This is a genomic window from Flavobacterium nitrogenifigens, from assembly GCF_003254565.1.
Lineage (GTDB): Bacteria > Bacteroidota > Bacteroidia > Flavobacteriales > Flavobacteriaceae > Flavobacterium > Flavobacterium nitrogenifigens.
Genome location: NZ_QJRI01000182.1, coordinates 213,562 through 232,028 on the forward strand (window position 1 = coordinate 213,562; position 18,467 = coordinate 232,028).

The window sequence follows — 18,467 nt, forward strand, 5'->3', positions numbered from 1 at the left end:
AACATGAAAAAGATAATAGTAGCAATTGTATTTTTATTGGCTCTTGCAAGTTGCGATAAAGAGTTTCTTGATACGGTGCCTGAATCAACAATTAATAAAGAACAACTAGCAACTTCGGCATCGGCAAATCAAGCTATTGTGAGTGGAATTTATTCCGCATTACGCTCTTATGGACTAGCAATTGGAAGTAATCATGAAGATTATGGTCATAAATCGGTGCTTGCTGCAATGGATATGATGTCTAATGATATGCTAATGACAAAATCAAGCTGGTACCAATCCTTCTATACTTACATTGGGAGACAACAAACGAATTCAAGATCTAGATTAGTATGGAATACTTACTATCCTCAGATTAAATCGACTAATATTGTACTTGGCGGTATTCCTTCAAATACTGCAGATGAGAATTTAAAGGCAATTCGAGGCCAGGCTTTGGCATTAAGAGGTTACTTTTATTTTATGTTGGCACGTACATATGGACCTAGATATATTGGTAATGAAACTAAATTATGTGTTCCTCTATACATAGAGCCTACACTAGAGGGCAAGGCGAGGTCAGCTGTGAGTGATGTGTATAGTTTGATCGAAAGCGATTTAAAGGAATCTATAGAATTATTAGCATCGTATAAAAGATTGAATAATGATTCTGTAGATCAAACGGTTGCAGAGGCTTTTTTAGCTGAAGTATATTTGGAAATGGGAAAATATGCAGATGCTGCAAATATGGCTCATTTGGCAAGAAAAGACTATACTTTGCTTAATGAAGCAGAATGGATGAATGGTTTTTATATCACAAAATCTAATGAAACTATGTGGGGAGCAACATTGAACTCTTCAATTAGTACTTTTGTTGCCAATTTCTTTGGTCATTTTGATAATACAAATGCATCGGGATATGCTGGAGGAATGGGAATCTATAAAAACATAGATAAAAATTTATACAATAGTATTTCAGAAACTGATTTTAGAAAAAAAGCCTTTGTATCACCATCAGGAAATTTAACGTATCCATCTTTACCAGCTTATGCAAATATAAAATTTAGAGACCCAACTATAGATGCAGGTAGTTATATTTACATGAGATCTTCTGAAATGTATTATATAGAGGCAGAAGCACTTGCAAGATCAGGAAATGAAGCTTCAGCAAAGCAAATATTATATGAGATAACAATAACTAGAGATCCTTCATATACACTTTCTACAAATTCAGGTTCTTCATTAATTAATGAAATAATTCTTCAAAAAAGAATTGAATTGTGGGGAGAAGGTTGTGCTTGGTATGATATGAAGCGCTTAGGAGTTTCTTTAACAAGGGATTATGATGGTTCAAACCATCCAGCATTTGGTAAATTTAATATTCCGGCAGGAGATAACAGATTTATCTTTCAGATTCCGCAAGCCGAAATTGATGCCAATCCATTAATTGTGCAGAATCCATTATAATAAAAATTAAAAATAAAAAAATCTGGAAGCTTTAAAAACTTCTGGATTTTTTTTAAAAGAATTTTCGTGTAAAAAAGTATTAACGAGATTTGTATATGTCATTTTTATAAGTATGTTTACAGTAAGAAATAATTGATTATTTTTCAGTTAAAAGTATCAATAAACAAAAGAGAAAAATCGGCTTATGATCCTATGAAATAAATACGAGGAAGCCGAAAATCGAGAGAGTAGGCAAAATTTAAACCCAAAAACAATGATTAAAAAACCTTTACTTTTAATGATGCTTCTTTTTGCACTTACCGCAACAAAAGCTCAAGATTTAATTAACCCATCTTATGGATTTTCACATAGTAAAACAGCTTACATTACACTAGCAGACGGAACAGAACTTAGCGGAACTATTCGCGATATTGACAGAGAAAAAGGACTAATTGAATTTATTAAGTTGCAAGACGCAGCTGGAAAAAAGCACAAACTAAAACCAGAGGATATTAAGTATATGTATTTACCACCTAGTGGACTTGATAATTTGACTAAAAAAATTGATTTTGGTACAGATTTTCAAAAATGGAACGATGATAAACTTAACCAAGAGTACTTAAAGGAAGGTTACGCATACTTTGAAACTGCTGATGTGCAAGTCAAAAAGAAAAAATCAAAATTATTAATGCAACTTTTAAACCCTGCATTCAGTAAAGAGTTTAAAATATATTGTGATCCACATGCAAAAGAAACTACATCCTTAGGAGTTGGAGGTGTTAAATTTATAGGTGGAGATGCTAAATCTTACTATGTTGCTAAAAAAGATGCACCTGCATTTTTATTAAAGAAAAAAGAATACAAAAAAGAGTTTGCAACATTGTGGAGCGGATGTGACAAGTTAATCACTGCATCTTCAGCAGATCCAAAATGGACAGATTTATCAAGACACGCTGTTACCTATTCAGAGTGCGCTCAGTAATTATATAAAACAAATAAAAAAACCGGAAGCTTTCAAAACTTCCGTTTTTTTTTGTTTTAACAACTAATTCTAATTACTTAACAAATTTGTCAATGATTTTATCTGTTTCTGCTTTTGAAGCATCTGGTTTCAAATCAAATAGAAGAGAGTAAAGTGCTTTTCTGTCAACTTTAGCCTCTAAGTTTAAGTCTTGGTGTCTGTCAAAAAGCGTTTGCCATTTGTCGCGAACGTTTTTCCAAAGTGCGTTATTTTCCTTCCACCATTTTTGTCCTGCAATACATTTTGAATCTGGGACTTTTGTGTAAACATCAAAGCCTTTTTCTTGAGCTAATAAAACATCTTTCCCAGCATCGTCACGAACCAATTTATCATTGTCTTGCTCATGATTCCATCCCGTAGAAGTGATTTCGTGAATGTTTCTTCTTTTCAAAACATTGTAATCGTTACGTTTTGTCTGTTCTCTTCTTGGAAGCGGTGCATCGGCAACATTTGCCCAATAGTCTTGTCCATCAACATGTACCCAAGTTGAAGATCCTTCATATCTTGGACTATCATCTACTTGATATACTTTTTGTGTCCACTGTCCTTTAACTGCTTTTTTATCTAATTTCTTGTATTTCCAAGAATTGCCTTTGTCAAAAGTATATAAGTCTGTGTTTTCGTAAAGCCAATCTTGTCTCCAGTGTTTGATAATCATATCAGGACTTACAATAAGTAAATGCTGCATTACGATTTTGTTTGGAGTATCTTCTAATAGCTCAACCCATTCTAAAGCAGATTCGTGTTTCGTTTCAGAAGGTTTATAAGTAAGAGAATCTTTAGGGTATGAGAAAGTTTCTGTGAAATTAAACTTCACTTCATAACAACCACACATCGATTTAATTGACTTAATGTCTTGTTGTTTTTTGTCCTGACTAAAACCAAGACTGCATGTTAAAGCCATAGCGGCTGACATAAATAGGCTTTTTGAAATCATAACTATTTGTTTTGTTTTTAAAATTTTCGCAAATATATAAATTTTATTTAGAACAATTAAAAATAGTTATATATTTGCATTGATTATTAAGACTGAATAAAAATAATGAATTTTAAAATTACTCTTTTTGCTGTTGTGCTTTTTTGTCAAATTTCTGTTTCTCAGGAGGTTCAAAAAGATAGTGTGGAAACAAATGAATTATCGGAAGTTAAAGTTACTACTGCAACTAGAACAGAAAGAGTGCTTTCGTCATTGCCTTTGCCAATGACAATTATTACATCTGAAGCAATTATGAAGTCTGGTGTTACAAGATTAAATGAAATTTTAAGCGAGCAAACGGGGATTATTTTAATTCCTGACGAAAGTGGTTTTGAAGGAATTCAAATGCAAGGATTGGATGCGGCTTATACCATGATTTTAATTGATGGAGTGCCATTAGTAGGTAGAAGTGCTGGTGTTTTGGACTTATCAAGGGTTTCTGTGGGGAATATAGAAAGAATTGAAATTGTTAAAGGAGCTTCTTCAGCATTGTACGGTTCTGAAGCAATGGGTGGAGTAATAAATGTAATTACAAAAAGACCGAAGAAAGATACGTTTACGGGAAGTCTTTCTTATAGATACGCAACTTTTAATACCAATGATGCTAACACGAATTTGCTGTGGAAAAAGAAGAAATTTTCAGCTAATCTTTTTGCTAATTTTTATTCTACAGATGGTTATGATTTAGATAAAAGTACACCACTAAAAAATGTAGAGCCATTTTATAATTTTACAATCCAACCTAAGATATATTACGATTTTTCAGAGAACTTAAAGCTAATTGTAAACAACCGTTTTTATGATATGAAAATGGATAACGTTGCAATTATCGATTCTGAAAACTATAAAGGCGATGCAAAAGAAAAAGAATGGAATTCGCAAATTAAATTTGAGCATAAATGGAGCTCGAAAGTATATTCTGAATATGAGTTCTACACAACAAATTACCAAAACGATTCCTTTTTAAATGATCAGAATAATATTCCTTATGAAAGTGCTTATTACAATCAATGGTTAGTTCGACCAGAGATTAGAACAACGATTTCATTAAAAAATGATAAACTAACAGGTGGAGTTGGGGTCAATTATGAGACTTTAGACAGAACTTATTTTGAAAAACAAGTAAACTTTAATTCGCAATATGTTTACCTGCAATACGATTATAACCCAACGGAAAAATGGAATATTCTTGCTGGGTTTAGATATGATAATCATAGTGAATATGCTTCGCAGTTCAGCCCAAAATTAGCTGTCAATTATAAGGTTAATGAGAATTTTTCTTTAAAATCTTCTGTTGGTTATGGCTACAAAGCACCAGATTTTCGTCAATTGTATTTTGATTTTACAAATCCGTCAGTTGGATATACGGTTTTGGGATATAATGTTGCTGAAGATCGTTTAAATCAATTGGACGAACAGGGGCAACTTTTGTCTAGAGTAGATGGAGTAAATTTTGGTGAACCTCTGAAGCCAGAAAGCTCAATAAACGTGAATCTTGGAACTTTTTACAAGAAAAATAAATTAAGACTAGACGTGAATGCGTTCTATAATTCAATAGAAAATTTAATTGATACTCGAGTTGTTGCTCAAAAAACGAATGGTCAGAATGTCTTCAGTTATTTTAACATTAGTAAAATCTTTACTTACGGTCTAGAGTTTAATTCAACTTATGATTTTACAAAACAATTGTCAGTATCATTTGGATATCAGTTTTTAACAGCAAAAGACAAATCTGTTCTAGATAATTTCGAAAATTATCAATACGTCCGTAACTCAGATTTGCAGACCGTTCAAATTAAAAAGTCTGATTATTTTGGATTGTTTAACAGGTCAAAACATACGGCCAATGTTAAGTTCGCCTATACTATTCCTAAAATTAAAACCGACATCAACTTACGTGTTTTTTACAGAAGTAAATACGGAATGTTTGATACAAACGGTAATCAGATACTAGACAAATATGACACATTTGTCGATGGTTATTTCTTAACAAACCTGTCAATTTCAAAATATATCGGAGATAAATTCATGCTTCAGGCAGGAGCCAATAATTTATTTGATTTTACAGACCCTAGCCAAATTAGCAATTTGGCAGGTCGACAGTTTTTTGCACGAATTCAATATAATTTTTAATCAATATTTATTTAACACCTTTTTCAAAATGAAAACAAAATTCTTAAAACTTTCACTTTTAGCATTATTTATTTTTACAGCATCTTGCAGTAGCGATGACGACAAAAATGAAGTAGCACCAGTAGTAACAACAAAAGTTTCTAATGTTTATGCTCCGCAAACTGGAGGACAAGGACAACCAGTTGGTGGTGAATTTACAAAATTCAGTTTTTCCCAAAATAAAATTGTAACTGACGATAGTTGGGATATCGCTTTCCGTGGTACATCAGTTATTGTTAATGGAGGAGCAAAAATTAGTGCTACTGATACAGGAGAACCAGAAAGAAAAGGACAAGGAGCAGTAAGTGTTGTTTCAGGTATTTTTGCAAACGTAACAGCTTTTCCAGCATCGTCGACTTTTGCTCAAGATGCTAGCGGCGCTTCTGCATTCCCTACTTCAGGAGATAATGCTTGGTACGATTATAACGGAGCAACTCATATTATTTCTGCAAAAGCAGGAAGAGTATTTGTTATCAAAACTCACGATGGGAAATATGCAAAAGTAGAATTTTTAAGCTATTATAAAGATGCACCTGCAACACCAGACCCAAACACCGCTGTAGCAAGATATTATACTTTTAATTTTGCATACCAAGCAAATAGCACTACTACATTTTAAATAAAGAGGTAATCTCGAAGATTTTTATTTTATACTGGTACTTTTAAATAAAAAACATCAAAAATCTAGTTAATCATTAGCTTTGTTTTTTTTATTTTTTTTTGATAAGGAGGTTAGAATTTTTCTAACCTCTTTTTTTTGTTCTACTTTCTTGTTAAAATCAAATAGAAACAAAATGTTATTCTATCTTTGCACAAATTTTTTCTGCAGTAAGTCAACCATTTTTTGATTGGTTTAATTTTTGAATGCAGTTCTTCATATTTTATAATTATTAGGTGAATACAAAATCTTATTTTTTTCAGTCTTTTGCGATCGTTGCGTTAGCGTTGGTTGCTTTTATTGGGTTTAAACAAATCCTTCCAGATAAAATATTTTCTGAGACTAAGTTAGATTCTAAAAATATATTGATAGATAGTATGCTTTTAGAATCTGTTGCCGACGATTCATTATCGCTAGACAAAGACAGTATTGCAAAAAGTGAGCAAGCATTAAATGGGCAGAAAATTGTTTTTGATGAAACAGAAGGAATTGAATTTCCTGCTGAAACATTCGAAAACTATAAAGGATATCAATATCTGATTTCTTTCTATGAGAAATTGTATCAGTTAGAGAAAAATCCGCAGAATAAAGTAAGAATCGCTTATTACGGAGATTCTATGACCGATGGAGATTTAATCGTTCAGGACGTTCGAACCAATTATCAGGAACGTTTTGGAGGAAACGGAGTTGGTTTTGTTCCTATTACTTCAGAATCTGCAGCTTCTAGAGGATCTGTGAAATCAACTTATTCTAAAAACTGGAAAACGCAGTCTTACTTAAACGTAAAAAGACCAACAAGTCCTTTTGGCGTTAACGGGCATGTGTTTTTTGCAAATGATAAATCCAATTCAACTTGGGTTCAGTATGAAGCTGGATTGAACAAATATTCAACTTCTTTAGATAATGCAACATTATTTTACGGACGTTCGTCTAAAGTGGGAAAAGTGAATTTCATTATAGGAAAAGATACACTTAAGAAAAGTCTTTCTCCGAATAGTTTAGTAAATACATTGAAAGTTTCATCAGGAAGTTTAAAAGCCTTTAAAGCAAATTTTGTACAGGCAGATTCTATTCCGATTTACGGATTTAATTTTGATAATGGAAGCGGAGTTCATGTCGATAACTTCTCACAGAGAGGAAATTCAGGACTTCCAATTTCGATGTTCAATGCTGATGTAATGAGAGCTTTTAATAATAGTTTAAAATATGATTTGATTATTCTGCACTACGGAACCAACGTTTTAAATTACGGGACAAAAAATTATTCTTGGTATGAAAAAGGAATGACGAAAACCGTTAATAAAATAAAAGAATCTTTCCCTGGAGTTTCTATCTTAATTGTTTCAACTGCTGATAAGTCAACAAAATATGATTTGGAAATGAAAACCGATTCGGCCGTAGTTCCTTTGATGAAAGCACAAAAACATTATGCATTGGAAACACAAGCAGGTTTTGTAAACCTATATACTTTGATGGGTGGTGACGGTTCTATGATAAAATGGGTTGATGAAACTCCAGCCAAAGCAAATAAAGATTATACGCATTTTAACCAGCGTGGCGCAAAAGCCATTGGTAATTTGCTGTATGGACAATTAAATAAAGGATACGAAGAATATAAAGTACTCAGACAAAAAAGAGATGCTGAAGGGACTAAGCCAAAACCAGTAAAAAGAGCCAGACCCGATTCCGTTTCAGTAACAAAAGATAGTGTATGATAAATAAACTTATGGTTTTCTTTTGTTGTCTTTTTTTTACAACAAATGAAAAAACTCCAAAAACAGACGTACAGCCAATACCAAAAAGCATGATTCAAAAAGTGGATACCGCAGCAATTGATGAGCCTATAGATGGTCAAATTTATAATGCAAAAGCAATAAGCGATCTTTTTCACAAGCTTGAAAAAAATGAAGGTGAGAAAAACCAAAAAATCAATATTGTACATATTGGGGATTCGCATATTCAAAGCGATTTGATGACAAATGAAATTAGAAAAAAACTGCAGCAGCAATTTGGTAATGCGGGACGAGGTTTGGTTTTTCCTTATCAATTAGCCAGAACAAACGGATCTTACAATGAACGTTTCAAATCGAACAGAACTTGGGAAAGCTATAGAAATATATATCCCGTAAAACAATGTCCAATTGGGATAAGCGGAATTGGGCTTTGGAGGGATTCTGGCGGATTTGTTTTAGAAATGAACGTAAAAGATCCAGCGTACAAATTCAATACAATAAAAATTATTACGCCACAAAATCAGAATATGTTCGATTTGGCTACTTCTTCAAAAATCAATTCTATTCAGACAACAGAGCGAAGAGTCATTACGCATAAAATTAAAAAAGGTGAGGTGCTTGGAAGTATTGCAGATAAATACAATGTTTCGGTTGCCGAGATTAAAAGAGAAAATCATTTAAAGTCGAATAATATCCGTGCTGGAAGAACTTTAAAAATTTCAACAAACGAAACAAGAGCAAAAACCATTTCAATGTCAGAGTTTGTTCCGCTGGCAATCGAATCAGATTCTTTTTCACATTATTATAATTCAGAAAATGCTTTAAGCCGAATTTTCTTGATTCCAAATAAAGAAGCTAAAGATTACGAGTTAAACGGAATTGTGTTAGAAAAAGATGCTCCAGGGATTATTTATAGCAGTATTGGAGTAAACGGAGCTAAATATTCGGATTACAATAAATATCCGTTGTTTTTTGATCAATTGAAATCATTGCATCCAGACCTGCTGGTTTTTTCGCTGGGAACAAATGAAAGCTATGAACATCTAGATCCAGAAAATTATATTAAAGAATTACGAGAGTTTATCAATAATATAAGAGCACAAAAAATAGATGCTCCTATAATTGTAATGACTCCTCCACCATCATTGTTAAGACGAAAGCCAAATACTTACATTGATAATTATTCAAGGCAGATTATAGATATAGCCCAAAAAGACGGTTTTGCCGTTTGGGATTTGTACGATGAGTTTGGAGGCATGAGCGGAATCAGACAATTAAAAGTACAAGGATTAATAGGGCCAGACTGGGTTCATTATTCAAAAAAAGGATACGAGAAACAAGGAAATCTGTTTGCTCAGGCGTTTTTAAGATCATACGATAATTTTAAATTAAAGAAGTAAGTTGACAACAATAGATAGCATTAATAATTGGTTCATTCAAAACTTTGGTGCAATTACAATAGAACAAGTTAAAAGTTGGTTTGTTTATAATGAAGACGAAAAACTTTTATTCAATACCGGTTTATTCTTAGGTTTATTTCTGGTTTTCTATTTTGTGTATGGTTTTTTACGCAAAACATTTTATTTGAGATTAACGTATGTTATTCTCTTCTCATTATTCTTTTACTATAAATCGAGCGGTATTTATTTTCTGCTCTTATTGCTTTCGTCAGTTGTAGATTATGGTTTGAGCCAGATTATTTACCGAGAAAGCAGAGACGGAGTTAAGAAATTTTACTTGGTAATTAGTGTCATTTTGAATTTGGCCCTTTTAGGCTATTTCAAATACATGAACTTCTTGATTGTGACTTACAATGATATGTTTCATGGTAATTTTGCACTTCATAATGTTTTCCTTCCTGTTGGAATTTCGTTCTACACTTTCCAATCTATGAGTTATATTATTGAGATTTATAGAGAAGAAATTAAACCGACAAAAAATTACATTGAGTATTTATTCTTCGTTTCATTCTTCCCTCAATTAGTTGCAGGACCAATTGTACGTGCAAAAGATTTCCTTCCTCAGATTTATCAAAAATTAAACTTAACAAAACAAGACGTAAACAATGCTTTATTTTTGATTATTGGTGGATTAATCAAGAAAACCGTAATCTCAAATTATATCTCAGTAAACTTTGTCGATCGTGTTTTTGATACACCGATGAGCTACACTTCGTTCGAAAATTTAATGGCTTCGTACGGATATGCGATTCAGATTTACTGTGATTTCTCTGGATATTCAGACATGGCAATTGGTATTGCACTATTGCTTGGATTTAAATTGCCAGTCAACTTTAGAACGCCATACAAATCGACTTCGATTACCGATTTCTGGAGAAGATGGCATATTTCGCTTTCGACTTGGTTAAAAGACTTTTTATACATTTCTATTGGAGGAAACCGTAATGGATCTTTCGCAGGATATTTATTCCCAAGTTTATTTTTCTTTGGCTTATTGCTTTGGGGAATGTCTTGTTATAATGAGAGTGTAATTCCGCTTATTATTGCAGGAGTCAGTATTTTAATTTTCGCTTTATCATTTTTGCTTTCAAGCAAAATCAAACAGACTTTAGTAACCAATTTCAATTTGTTTACTACAATGCTTTTAGGAGGTTTGTGGCATGGAGCAGGAGCACAGTTTATTGTTTGGGGAGCACTCCACGGATTAGCTTTGGCAGTTCATAAAATATTCATGGAATTCTTTCCTTCTAAAAAAGATAAAAGTCCGAATTTCTTATGGAGATTTTTCTCAATCATAATCACTTTCCATTTTGTGGTTTTCTGTTGGATTTTCTTCCGCGCAAGAGATTTTGAAACGGCATTACAAGTAATTAATAATATCGGACAATTAACATTCGAACCAGAGCTTTGGAAAACAATTGTTCTTGGATATAAAAATGTATTCGGATTAATGCTGTTCGGTTATGTTTGGCATTTCTTGCCAGAAACTTTCACTAACGGAATGAAATCGGTTTTTGACAAAACTCCATTATTAGTAAAAGCAATAATCTTAGGATTTGTCTATTGGATTGTTTACGCAACAGCAGTAGCAGGATCACAGCCTTTTATATACTTTCAATTCTAAGCTGAAGTAATTAATCTCGCAAAGTCGCGAAGTCGCAAAGTTTTTTTTATTCTTTGCGACTTCGCGACTTTGCGAGCAAAATGACACAGCGAACTTTGCGTAAACCTTCGGGGACTTTGCGGTTAAAACCACTTAAATAAAAATTGCCTGAAATATCTAATTAGATTATCTTTGCACTTCATATAAAGAAAATGATATGTTTGATAATTTAAGTGATAAGTTAGATAAAGCGTTCCATATATTAAAAGGACACGGTAAAATTACAGAAGTAAACGTTGCCGATACTTTAAAAGAAGTTCGTCGTGCTTTACTTGATGCCGATGTTAACTTTAAAATTGCTAAAGATTTTACCGCTAGAGTAAAAGACAAAGCAATTGGTCAGGATGTATTAACAACATTACAGCCAGGACAATTATTGGTTAAGTTAGTAAAAGACGAACTTACCGAATTAATGGGTGGAGATGTTGCTGGTGTTAACTTGTCAGGAAATCCAACTGTTATTTTGATGTCAGGACTTCAAGGTTCTGGTAAAACTACTTTCTCAGGAAAATTAGCAAACTTCTTAAAAACAAAGAAAAATAAGAAACCACTTCTTGTAGCGTGTGATATCTACCGTCCAGCGGCGATCAATCAGTTGCATGTTGTGGGAGACCAAATAGGTGTTGAGGTTTACTCAGAACCAGAAAATAAAAATCCTGTAGAAATTGCTCAAAACGCAATTAAACATGCTAAGGCAAACGGATTCAATGTTGTTATCGTCGATACAGCAGGTCGTTTAGCAGTAGATCAGGAAATGATGGACGAAATTGCACGTGTTCACAAAGCAATTCAGCCACAAGAAACATTGTTCGTTGTAGACTCTATGACAGGACAAGACGCTGTAAATACAGCGAAAGCTTTCAACGATATCTTAAACTTCGATGGAGTTATCTTAACGAAATTAGATGGTGATACTCGTGGTGGAGCGGCACTTTCAATCAAATCGATTGTAAACAAACCAATCAAATTTGTTGGTACTGGAGAAAAAATGGAAGCAATTGATGTTTTCTATCCAGAACGTATGGCTGAGCGTATCTTAGGAATGGGAGACGTTGTGTCTCTTGTTGAAAGAGCTCAGGAACAATTTGATGAAGAAGAAGCAAGAAAACTTCAAAAGAAAATCGCTAAAAACGAATTTGGTTTTGATGACTTCTTAACGCAGATTCAGCAAGTGAAAAAAATGGGTAACATGAAAGACTTGGTTGGAATGATACCAGGTGCTTCAAAAGCGATGAAAGATGTTGAAATCGAAGACGACGCTTTCAAACATATCGAAGCGATCATTTATTCGATGACTCCAGGAGAAAGAAGCAAACCAGCTATTATCGACGTAAAAAGAAAAGCTAGAATCGCTAAAGGTTCGGGAACTAAAGTCGAGCAAGTAAATCAGCTGATGAAACAATTTGACCAAATGAGCAAGATGATGAAGATGATGCAAGGCCCAGGCGGAAAAAATCTGATGAAAATGATGGGAGGTATGAAAGGGATGCCGGGTGGTATGCCAGGAGGAATGCCGAAATAATAAAAAGAGTTTCAAGTTTAAGGTTTCAAGTTAAGAGACCAAAACTTGAAACTTTTTCACTTAATATATAAAGAGTTTCGTTTTGACATGAAACCTGAAACTTGAAACAAAAATTAAAACCTGAAACAAAACAACAATGCAACTACTAGACGGTAAAAAAACATCTAACGACATTAAAAACGAAATTGCAATCGAGGTTCAATCTATAAAAGCAGCTGGAGGTAAAGTGCCTCATTTGGCAGCGGTTTTAGTGGGAAACAACGGAGCAAGTTTAACTTACGTAGGAAGTAAAGTAAAATCATGCCAAGAAATCGGTTTTGATTCAACTTTAGTTGCTTTGCCAGAAACTATTACAGAAGACGAATTATTGGCTAAAATTAAAGAATTGAACGAAGATGATAATCTAGACGGATACATCGTTCAGTTGCCTTTGCCGAAACATATCGACGAACAGAAAATTTTATTAGCAATTGATCCTGACAAAGACGTTGATGGATTTCACCCAACAAACTTTGGTAGAATGGCACTTGAAATGGAAAGTTTTATTCCAGCAACTCCATTCGGAATTATGGAATTGTTAGAGCGTTACAAAGTAGAAACATCCGGAAAACATACTGTTGTAATAGGTAGAAGTCATATCGTGGGACGCCCAATGAGCATCTTGATGAGCCGTAAAGGAAATCCTGGAGATTCTACAGTTACATTGACACACAGCCGTACTAAAGACTTAGCAGAATTCACTAAAAATGCCGATATTATTATCACAGCTTTGGGAGTTCCAGAATTCTTAAAAGCAGATATGGTAAAAGAAGGAGTTACGGTTATCGACGTTGGAATTACACGCGTAGATGATGCTTCAAACCCAAAAGGATACGTTATCAAAGGTGATGTTGATTTTGACGGAGTAAGCAAAAAAGCATCGTTCATTACGCCAGTTCCAGGTGGAGTAGGGCCAATGACAATTGCGATGTTGTTAAAGAATACACTTTTAGCAAGAAAAATGAGAAGCGCAAGAAATAAATAATATTGCGTCAAAATATATTCTAAAGCCTGTTCTATATAGAACGGGCTTTTTTATGGAATTAGCTTAAAATTTTTAAACACATAGAAACATAGAATTTGAATTCTAAAAAAGAATATAAAAGAGAAGCAAATTTCTCCAACATAGTAACTTTACCTCTAACTATGTTTGTTTTAATAAGTGAAACGCCTTTTCTACACACGGAATATCTATGTTTCTATGTGTTTAAAAACCATTTTAATATATAATTAATAGTTTAAAGTTTCGGTTCTTAAAAATAAAGGATACTTTTGCACCACTTTAAAAAATAACACTTCTCCAAATGGACGATTATTATTATTCGTTAGTATTAAATTAAGCAGCTTTTGAAATTTCAAAATGCTGCGCTAAAAACCTGTATTTTGAAATGAAAGCCTTTTACACAAACAACAACGGATTAGTAGAAATCCAAAAATGGACTTCAAATTGCTGGATTCACATCGAATCTCCAACAGAATCAGATAAAAATTATTTATTAGAAGAACTTCAGCTTCCTGAAGCATTCTACAATGATATAGAGGATATTGATGAAAGACCTCGTATCGAAATCGAAGACGGTTGGACTTTGATTATTATGCGTATTCCCATTAAAAGTGGCGACGTAAAAATTCCTTTTCATACCGTTCCGCTCGGAATCATTTTTAAAGAAGATATTTGCGTAACTATTAGTTTTTATAAAACAGAAATCATAAAAGATTTTGTAGCTTATTCTCAGCGTAAAAACATCGATATAGAAGATAATTTCAACTTAGTTTTAAGATTGCTTTTATCATCAAGCGTTTGGTACTTGAAATATTTGAAACAAATCAATCACAAAATAAAACTCGCAGAAGATAATTTAGAGAAATCAATCAAAAATGAAGAATTGCAAGCCTTGCTTCAAATCGAAAAATGTTTTGTATTCTTCATCACGTCGCTAAAAGCAAATGACGTTTTATTCCAAAGAATCAAAAACTTAAAAGCGCACAAAGCCAATTACGATCCAGAATTATTAGAAGATGTCGAAATCGAATTAAATCAGGCACAAGACACTGCTAATATTTACAACAACATCTTAACCGGAATGATGGACGCATACGCCTCTGTAATCTCCAATAATATGAATAATATTATGAAACAGATGACATCCATTTCGATCATTTTGATGATTCCAACCCTAATTGCTAGTTTGTACGGAATGAACGTACCAAACGGTCTAGAAGAAAGCAAATATGGGATCTGGATTCTGCTTTTAATTTCAATTATTCTATCTTCTTTTGGAGTCTTTTTATTCAAACGCAGAAGATGGTTCTAAAACTTTAAATTTATGTAAAGCCTATTCGTTAAGAATGGGCTTTTTCGTTTTTATAATTTGGGCGTGACCCCGACACATTGAGAGGGCAAACATACTTTGCGTTTATACGCCCTCTCAACGTGTCGGGGTCGGGCTATCCGCGCTACTTCGGTAGCATGCTCCTATCCCTCACGCAATCGTATCATAAGAAAGTGCTGTTCCTGCAAGGTTTTCAAAACCTTGTAGGTATTTTTGGTTGCTAAAATAAATTCTAAGATTCAAATAAAAAAAAACTTAAAACCTACAAGGTTTTGAAAACCTTGCAGGAATCGATATTGTGTTCGAAAATATTTTTCATTTTTTACTTGCCAATTCAAAATAAATAATAACTTTGTAATGCAAAGTACTTTAATTATGAATCAAAAGCACCAAGAAGATTTAGCACATATTCGTTCCATGATGGAGCGCTCTTCAAGATTTATATCGTTAAGCGGACTTTCGGGAGTTTTCGCAGGTCTTTCGGCTTTAATTGGTGGAATCTATGTATACCAGTTGTTCAAGGCAAACGGAATGGATTATTTAACTGACGAACATAGATTGTATTCTGCCAATTTAGTTTCAGAATTATTCTGGATAGGAATAGGAATTTTGGTCTCTGCATTTGCATTCGGAATCTTTTTTACCATTAGAAAAAGCCGAAAATACAATTTACCAATCTGGACATCTGCGACTAAGAAAATGCTTTTCAATTTGGCGGTTCCTTTGTTTGCAGGAGGTGTTTTCTGTTTGGCTTTAATGTATCACGGATATTTCGGATTGGTTGCGCCATCTACTTTGCTGTTTTATGGTTTAGCACTTATTAATGCAGAAAAATATACTTTTTCTGATGTGAAATATTTAGGTTTCTGCGAACTTTGTTTAGGATTAATTGCTCTTTTCTATATCGGATATGGATTGATTTTCTGGATTCTTGGATTTGGAATTTTACATATCTTATACGGATTAGTAATGTTCAAAAAATATAAATAATTGAATGGGAATTATTGACAAACTAAATAAAGATTTCGAAAGCCGTGTCAGACTGGGTATCATGTCCGTTCTGATGGTTAACGACTGGGTAGATTTTACCGAGATGAAAACGCTTTTGAATATCACCGATGGTAATTTAGCAAGTCATTCTTCTGCACTGGAGAAATCCGAATATATCGAGATTAAGAAAGAATTTGTGGGCAAAAAGCCGAGAACATCTTATCAAGTAACGCCGCTAGGCCGTGCGGCGTTTAAAGAACATCTTTCTTACCTCGAAAAATTAATGAAATCTTAGAAACTAAAATTTTTTATCCAAAAACTTTGAATTACAAAGTACTTTTAAAAATTAAAATCATGAAAAAACATCAAATTATCTTCGCATGTACAGCGGTTTTTATACTGCTTTTTTACAACGAATCTGTTGGAATCAATATTTCTATTTTTGGCGTTTTGCTAACGCTTTTAATTAGTTATTTCTTTCAAGAAAAGTTAGTTCACAGATCACATCTTATTTTAGTAATGACTTCTATTTTGTCATGTTTTGCCTTTGCTTGGTATGGAGATGCAGCATCGTTTTTTGCTTTAGCCTTATCAATTCTATTTTTACAATTTAAAACTCAGGATGGAGAGCTCAAAATCATACAAATTTTTCCGCTCATATTTTTAAACGGATTTGCTTCAATCGGGCGTATTTTTATTTTTAAACAATGGCTTCCTGAGCGAAAAATTCACAATGATTTTGCCAAAAAACTAATTGCATTTGTTGTTATTCCGGTTATCTTTCTTGGATTGTTTTTCATTGTTTATTCTTTTGGAAGTGATCATTTCTCTTCATTATTTACAGATTATGAATTAGATATCAATTTGCCGCAATTAATTGCAATGTGCATTTTAGGATTTTATATTTCGTTCAGTTTTTGGAATTATTGGGTTCCGGATGCTTGTTACGAATTCAATCCGAAGTTGTACAATGATTTCAGTAATATTTCTGAAGTCAAAAATCAAAGCACATTTTCGTTTCTTGATTTGGACTTCGAAAGAAAAAGCGGAGAAATCACATTGTTTCTGCTAAACATCATGCTTTTAGTTTTTATTGGAACTTATAACTATGAACAGTTTTTCGAAGTTGTCGAAAAAACAAATTTAAGCGCCGATACACACGAACGCGTAAATGCTGTAATTTTTTCAATTCTAATGGCAGTTGGCGTAATCTTATTTTACTTTAAAGGTGGATTTAATTTTGACGAGAAAGCTAAATCTTTAAAAAGCTTAGCTAAAGTTTGGCTTGTCCTAAACGTAATTTTAATTGTAAGCGCTATGATTAAAAATACAGAATATGTTTCTTTTTATGGTTTAACATATAAACGCCTTGGAGTTTATGCTTTTTTAATCTTAGCTATTATCGGATTGGCAGTTTCATTTCAGAAAATAAGAAAACAAAAAACGAATGCTTATCTTTTCAATCAGATGGTTTGGTATTTCTACGGAACAATTCTTTTATGCAGTTATATCAATTGGGGAAACCTTGTTACGAATTATAATATTTCAGTGAATAAAGGAGTAGAACCTGTTTTCTTAAGCGGTTTGAATTTTAATGATGATATTCGCCGTGAATATTTTGAAAAAAATAATTTAAACGGAAAATATGCAGAAGCGGTAAGAGAAGAATTGATTTGGAATTATCAAGACGCCAGTTTTTTATCTAAAGCGTTGTATTATGAATTTTTGAATAAAGAAAAGAAATAAATGAGAACTGATATTCTGATGGTGCTTATGCTGATGGTATCAGTTAATTTCTACCCGCAGCAATTAAAATATCGAAGTGTTAATCATTATCTTGAAATTTTTGAAAAAGAAGAAATCAATAAACTAAAAGAAAAAGGACTTTTAGATCAGGACTTGAATATTGTTCCAAAGTTTAAAAAGAAAGGAGAAAACGAATTAAATGAGGAGGGGCAAAATTTATATCTGGAATTAAAAGTTGCTCTTCTAAAATCATATTTCAAAGATTACTTCTATCAACAACATTTGCAATATAAAGATGAGATCTTTGTTTTGTATTTTTCCATGGCAGGTTTTGACGATTTGGAATGGTGTATTTTAAAGTGGGAGAGAGAAAAGTGGAAGGATTTGGAAAAGATTGATAAACAACAGGTTGAGAACGCTAAATTTGATAATAATAAAGATTTTAATTTTATTTGTTTTAATTATGATGAAGGCCCTAAAAATAGTGAAGATGTAAAGATTTTTATAAAAGATGATTATTTAGTTATGTCAAGAGAAGGTTTGTATCATTCGTTGTTTGATTTGAAATCACAAAAGCTTCTTATTAATGAAACCTGCCCTTATTGTGAAAGTCAATCAAATACAAAAGAAGAAATGAATTTATGGATAAAGAAAAATCTCCATGATAAAATTAAGAGAATTATAAATCCATAAATAGAAAAATCCCATTCGTTTGAATGGGATTTCTCA

The 18,467-nt window shown here is 32.9% G+C and carries 15 protein-coding genes; 14 read left to right on the forward strand and 1 reads right to left on the reverse strand.

Features of this window, described 5'->3' with window-relative positions; genetic code table 11:
- Window positions 1-3 precede the first annotated feature (3 nt).
- On the forward strand, window positions 4-1,446 hold the full coding sequence (locus DM397_RS22620) for a RagB/SusD family nutrient uptake outer membrane protein (RefSeq protein WP_111379947.1): 1,443 nt from the start codon (window positions 4-6) through the stop codon (window positions 1,444-1,446).
- A gap of 253 nt (window positions 1,447-1,699) precedes the next feature.
- Window positions 1,700-2,407, forward strand: a complete 708-nt coding sequence (locus DM397_RS22625) for a hypothetical protein (protein ID WP_111379949.1) — start codon at window positions 1,700-1,702, stop codon at window positions 2,405-2,407.
- A gap of 73 nt (window positions 2,408-2,480) precedes the next feature.
- Here the strand turns inward: DM397_RS22625 and DM397_RS22630 are convergent, their stop codons facing one another.
- On the reverse strand, window positions 2,481-3,383 hold the full coding sequence (locus tag DM397_RS22630; protein ID WP_111379951.1) for a DUF6607 family protein: 903 nt from the start codon (window positions 3,381-3,383) through the stop codon (window positions 2,481-2,483).
- Between the two features lie 105 nt (window positions 3,384-3,488).
- Between DM397_RS22630 and DM397_RS22635 the strand changes: the two genes are divergently transcribed.
- From DM397_RS22635 to DM397_RS22690, 12 genes are all read left to right on the forward strand, one after another.
- Window positions 3,489-5,555, forward strand: a complete 2,067-nt coding sequence (locus DM397_RS22635; RefSeq protein WP_111379953.1) for a TonB-dependent receptor plug domain-containing protein — start codon at window positions 3,489-3,491, stop codon at window positions 5,553-5,555.
- 28 nt (window positions 5,556-5,583) lie between these two features.
- On the forward strand, window positions 5,584-6,213 hold the full coding sequence (locus tag DM397_RS22640; RefSeq protein WP_111379955.1) for an HmuY family protein: 630 nt from the start codon (window positions 5,584-5,586) through the stop codon (window positions 6,211-6,213).
- A 275-nt stretch (window positions 6,214-6,488) separates the two neighbouring features.
- On the forward strand, window positions 6,489-7,967 hold the full coding sequence (locus DM397_RS22645) for an SGNH/GDSL hydrolase family protein (protein ID WP_111379957.1): 1,479 nt from the start codon (window positions 6,489-6,491) through the stop codon (window positions 7,965-7,967).
- Window positions 7,964-9,385: a GDSL-type esterase/lipase family protein gene (locus tag DM397_RS22650; protein WP_111379958.1), complete on the forward strand. Its 1,422-nt coding sequence runs from the start codon at window positions 7,964-7,966 to the stop codon at window positions 9,383-9,385. Before DM397_RS22645 ends, DM397_RS22650 begins: the two co-directional genes overlap by 4 nt.
- 1 nt (window position 9,386) lies before the next feature.
- Window positions 9,387-11,069, forward strand: a complete 1,683-nt coding sequence (locus DM397_RS22655; RefSeq protein ID WP_111379960.1) for an MBOAT family O-acyltransferase — start codon at window positions 9,387-9,389, stop codon at window positions 11,067-11,069.
- 196 nt (window positions 11,070-11,265) lie between these two features.
- Window positions 11,266-12,630, forward strand: coding sequence for a signal recognition particle protein (gene ffh, locus DM397_RS22660; protein ID WP_095929402.1), 1,365 nt, complete (start codon window positions 11,266-11,268; stop codon window positions 12,628-12,630).
- Window positions 12,631-12,766: 136 nt separating this feature from the next.
- On the forward strand, window positions 12,767-13,654 hold the full coding sequence (locus tag DM397_RS22665; protein ID WP_111379962.1) for a bifunctional 5,10-methylenetetrahydrofolate dehydrogenase/5,10-methenyltetrahydrofolate cyclohydrolase: 888 nt from the start codon (window positions 12,767-12,769) through the stop codon (window positions 13,652-13,654).
- 403 nt (window positions 13,655-14,057) lie between these two features.
- Window positions 14,058-14,984, forward strand: a complete 927-nt coding sequence (locus DM397_RS22670; RefSeq protein ID WP_111379964.1) for a magnesium transporter CorA family protein — start codon at window positions 14,058-14,060, stop codon at window positions 14,982-14,984.
- 393 nt (window positions 14,985-15,377) lie between these two features.
- Window positions 15,378-15,992, forward strand: a complete 615-nt coding sequence (locus DM397_RS22675) for a hypothetical protein (protein ID WP_111379966.1) — start codon at window positions 15,378-15,380, stop codon at window positions 15,990-15,992.
- Window positions 15,993-15,996: 4 nt separating this feature from the next.
- Window positions 15,997-16,287: a winged helix-turn-helix domain-containing protein gene (locus DM397_RS22680; RefSeq protein WP_111379968.1), complete on the forward strand. Its 291-nt coding sequence runs from the start codon at window positions 15,997-15,999 to the stop codon at window positions 16,285-16,287.
- Between the two features lie 59 nt (window positions 16,288-16,346).
- Complete coding sequence (locus DM397_RS22685; RefSeq protein WP_111379969.1) at window positions 16,347-17,738, forward strand: DUF4153 domain-containing protein; 1,392 nt, start codon at window positions 16,347-16,349, stop codon at window positions 17,736-17,738.
- Entirely contained in the window at window positions 17,739-18,431 is a 693-nt protein-coding gene (locus DM397_RS22690; protein ID WP_111379971.1) for a hypothetical protein, read from the forward strand.
- Window positions 18,432-18,467: the final 36 nt, after the last annotated feature.